The sequence below is a fragment of the Actinoplanes sp. NPDC051405 genome (assembly GCF_055586185.1).
Window position 1 is genome coordinate 543,474 of record NZ_JBVJIR010000003.1, and the last position, 3,773, is coordinate 547,246.

Annotated in this window: 6 protein-coding genes; 4 read left to right on the plus strand and 2 right to left on the minus strand. The window is 72.9% G+C overall.

The window, feature by feature from the left end; translation table 11 throughout:
- Positions 1-282, plus strand: a 282-nt coding sequence (locus ACZ6S4_RS10420) for a hypothetical protein (protein WP_465474620.1), incomplete at its 5' end; no start/stop codon positions are given.
- A gap of 63 nt (positions 283-345) precedes the next feature.
- Here the strand turns inward: ACZ6S4_RS10420 and ACZ6S4_RS10425 are convergent.
- Positions 346-624 carry a YggT family protein gene (locus tag ACZ6S4_RS10425; RefSeq protein ID WP_360832531.1) on the minus strand — a complete coding sequence of 93 codons (279 nt, stop codon included), beginning with the start codon at positions 622-624 and terminating at the stop codon, positions 346-348.
- Positions 625-701: 77 nt separating this feature from the next.
- Between ACZ6S4_RS10425 and ACZ6S4_RS10430 the strand changes: the two genes are divergently transcribed.
- Positions 702-1,436 carry an MBL fold metallo-hydrolase gene (locus ACZ6S4_RS10430; protein ID WP_465474621.1) on the plus strand — a complete coding sequence of 245 codons (735 nt, stop codon included), beginning with the start codon at positions 702-704 and terminating at the stop codon, positions 1,434-1,436.
- Positions 1,437-1,445: 9 nt separating this feature from the next.
- Positions 1,446-1,994 (plus strand): GNAT family N-acetyltransferase, encoded by a 549-nt coding sequence (locus ACZ6S4_RS10435; RefSeq protein WP_465474622.1) that lies wholly within the window; start codon positions 1,446-1,448, stop codon positions 1,992-1,994.
- On the opposite strand, the gene ACZ6S4_RS10440 is transcribed toward ACZ6S4_RS10435, so the two are convergent.
- Positions 1,963-2,832 (minus strand): NAD(P)H-binding protein, encoded by an 870-nt coding sequence (locus tag ACZ6S4_RS10440; protein ID WP_465474623.1) that lies wholly within the window; start codon positions 2,830-2,832, stop codon positions 1,963-1,965. The genes ACZ6S4_RS10435 and ACZ6S4_RS10440 overlap by 32 nt on opposite strands.
- An 80-nt stretch (positions 2,833-2,912) precedes the next feature.
- On the opposite strand from ACZ6S4_RS10440, the gene ACZ6S4_RS10445 reads away from it, so the two are divergent.
- On the plus strand, positions 2,913-3,596 hold the full coding sequence (locus tag ACZ6S4_RS10445) for a TetR/AcrR family transcriptional regulator (RefSeq protein ID WP_465474624.1): 684 nt from the start codon (positions 2,913-2,915) through the stop codon (positions 3,594-3,596).
- Positions 3,597-3,773 lie beyond the last annotated feature (177 nt).

The window sequence follows — 3,773 nt, forward strand, 5'->3', positions numbered from 1 at the left end:
CTGGCCGTCCCGGTCGCGCCGGCCTTGCGGCGCGCCGGGGAGCGGGGAGTTTTCGGCCTGGGCGGGCGGTGGGGCAGACTGATGGCCATGGTGCAGCCAGGTCCTGACCCGGACAACTACCCGCCGATCGACCCGAGCGAGCCCGTCCCCGACGATCCGGGTGAGTTGTCCCCGGACACCCCGGAGACGCTGCCTCCGCCCCCGGTCGAGCCGATGCCCGGCCCCGACGACCCGGGCAACGTGCCCGAGGGCGACCCCGGCAACGTGCCCGAGCCCGCCTGAGCAAGCGACGGCCCGGCTGATCACTCAGCCGGGCCGTCATCGGTCGGAGGAGGTCAGGAGGGGTCAGCCGATCAGCGAGCGGATGATCACGATGGCCAGGAAGACCACGATGAACGCCAGGTCGAGGGACATCCCGCCGAGCCGCAGCGGCGGCACGACCCGGCGGACCGGGGCCAGGATCGGCTCGGTCACCGCGTGCACCCCAGCGGAGAGCCGGGAACGCACGGACCCGTACGCGGACGGCCCGGCCAGCGCCACGGTCCAGTCGAGCACCGCCCGGGCGATCAGCAACACCTGCAGCAGCAGCAACACCAAGCTCACGATGGCGAGCACGAGACCCATGAAGACCTCCAAGGCCGGACGGGGGCGCTCTCCACTATGCGGCTTTTTGTTGTGAATTCGCTGAGTGGCGGTTGCGGATGCGGATGCGGCTGACCGTGCTGGGGGCCTGCGGCGCGTGGCCGGAGCCGGGCTCGGCCTGCAGCGGCTACCTCGTCGAGCACGACGGTTTCCGGCTCGTGCTCGATCTGGGTTATGCCACCATGCCGCGGCTGCCCGGACCGGTCGACGCGGTCTTCGTCAGCCACGGCCACCCCGACCACTGCGCGGACCTCAACCCGCTGTTGCGCGCCCGGGCGCTGAGCGCGGATCCGCCGGCGCCGCTGCCGGTCTACGCCCTGCCGGGCGCGCTCGACGCGGTCCTGGCGCTGGACCGGCCGGGGATGCTCGACGATGCCTACGTGCTGCACGAGCTCACGGCGGGAGAGACGTTCCGGGTCGGCCCGTTCGCCGCGTCGACCCGGCTGCTGCCGCATTTTGTGCCCAACGCGGGGATCCGGCTGGCCGCCGGCGGGCGGGTGCTGGCGTACACGGGGGACTGCGGCCCGAGCCCTGAGGTGGTGGCGCTGGCCCGGGACGCGGATCTGCTGGTCGCCGACGCGACGCATCTGGGCGGCGTACCGCTGGATGATCTGGGTCTGCTCAGCGGTCCGCGGGATGCGGGCCGGCAGGCCCGGGCAGCGGGGGTGCGGCACCTGCTGCTCGCCCATCTGTGGCCCGGCACCGACCACCGTGCCGCCGTTGCCGAGGCGGCGGCCGAATACCCGGGCCGGATCGGCGTCGCGGTGCCCGGGCTCGTCGTCACGCCTGGGTAGGCTGCCGGGATGTACGCGATCGATCTTGGCGGGGGAGCGCAGCTGCGGCCGCTGGAGCCGTGGCAGGCGCCGGAATTCCTCGCCCACATGGACCGGGCCCGCGCCACCGTGGACCCGTGGATCCCGTGGGCGGGCATCAGCACCGACCTGGAATCCGCGACGGCGACCTTGCAGCGCTACGCGGACAAGGCGGCCGGCGACAGCGGCCGGCTGCACGGCATCTGGCTCGACGGCACGCTGGTCGGCGGCGTCATGTTCGTCCACTTCGACGTGGCCGCGGGCACCTGCGAGGTCGGCTGCTGGCTGGAACCGGCCGCCCAGGGCCGCGGCCTGATCACCCGCGCCGCCCGGCTCATCATCGACTGGGCGATCGAGGTGCGGGGCATCTTCCGCGTCGAGTGGCACTGCCGCACGGACAACGCCGCGAGCGCGAACGTCGCCCGCCGCCTCGGCATGCGCCTCGACGGCGTGCTGCGCGGGGAGTTCCTCTACAAAGGTGTCCGGCACGACACCGAAGTGTGGTCGCTCATCGCCCCGGACCGGCAGGCAGCGAGCTGACCAGATAGTCCTCGATGCTGGTGGCGGGCCGGCCCAGCAGGCCGGCCAGGGTCGGGCCGGCCGGAGCGAAGTCGCCACGCCGGCTCGCGGCGAACAGGCCCACCAGCATGTCGGCGGCGGCCTCGGGCAGGCCCGCGGCGAGCAGTCCCTGCCGGTATTCCTCGTCCGCGACGACCACCCGGCGGATCGGCCGGCCGGTGCGCTGCGCGGCGATCTCGGCCACCCGGGTCATGTCGACCGCCTCCGGGCCGGTCAGCGGCGGGGTGAAACCGTCGAAGCCGCCGTCGATCAGAATCCGCGCGGCCGCCGCGGCCAGGTCGGCGTGGGTGGTCCAGGCGACCGGGCCGTCCTCGGGCACTCGCAACTCGCCCGTCTCCAGCGCGTGCCCGAGCAGCATCGGCACCGTGCTGGCGTAGAAGCCGTTGCGCAGCGAGGTGAACGCGACGCCGGCCTGCCGCAGGGCGTCCTCGGTCGCGGCGTGGTCGGGCATCGGCGGGAACGGCGACGCCGGGTCGGCACCCATGTGGCTGGTGTAGACGATCCGCTTGGCGCCCGCCGCGACGGCGGCGTCGACAGCGTTGCGGTGCCGGCGCACGGACTCCTCCCCGGTGCTGTTCACCGAGACGATGAGCACGGTGGACGCCCCCTCGAAGGTGTCGCTCAGGCCGGCGGGGTTGTCGAAGTCGCCTTGCCGGACCCGGACGCCGCGCTGTTGCAGGCCGGTGAGCTGCTGCGGATCGCGTGCACCGGCCCCGAGCTGACCGGCCGGCACGTGCTCCAGCAGGTTGTCGAGGACGGCGCTGCCCAGCTGTCCGCTTGCCCCGGTAACGATGATCATGGGTGTCCTTTCCAGTGATAACGCAGATACCGTATCACTGGAAATACCAGTGGAATCAAGATTGGGATATCATTGGTTTTGTGAGTGACAACACGCGCGACCGCATCGTCAACGCGGCTCTGGAGCTGTTGACCGCGGGCGGCGAGGACGCCGTCTCCACGCGGGCCGTCAGCGCGGCCGCCGGGGTGCAACCGCCGACCATCTACCGGTTCTTCGGCGACAAGCAGGGTCTGCTCGACGTCATCGCGACCCATGGGCTCCAGCAGTATCTGGCCACCAAATCCGTGGCCCCGCGGTCCGGGGATCCGGTGGCCGACCTGCGCCGTGGCTGGGACCTGCACGTCGAGCTCGGCCTGGCCAACCCCGCCCTCTACAAACTGATGTACGGGCGACCCCGCACCGGCCACGCCGCCTCGGCCGCCACCCGCGCGGCGGCCGACGTGCTGGCCGGGCACATCAGGCGGATCGCCGAGGCCGGCCGATTGCGGGTTTCCGAATCACTGGCGGCCTCGCTCGTGCACGCGGCCGGTTCCGGCGTCACCCTCGCGCTGATCGCCACTCCGGCGGATCAGCGGGAGCCGGCGCTGTCGGTCACCGCCCGGGAGGCCGTCATCGCGGCGATCAGCACCGACCGGCCCGTCGGCGGGGAGCCGGGGCCGGTGAGCGCCGCGGTGGCGCTGCGCGCTGCCCTGCCTGAGATCGCCAGCCTCTCGACCGGCGAAAAGGTCCTGCTGGGGGAGTGGCTCGGCCGGATCACCGCCTGATCGTGTGGTGGTCGCCGGCGGTCACGGACGAGGGTTTCTTCCCCATCACCGACCGGATCGGCCCGCCGGTGGGCACGAGACCGACCGGATCGGCCCGCCGGTGGGCACGAGACCGACCGGATCGGCCCGCCGGTGGGCACGAGACCGACCGGATCGGCCCGCCGGTGGGCACGAGAC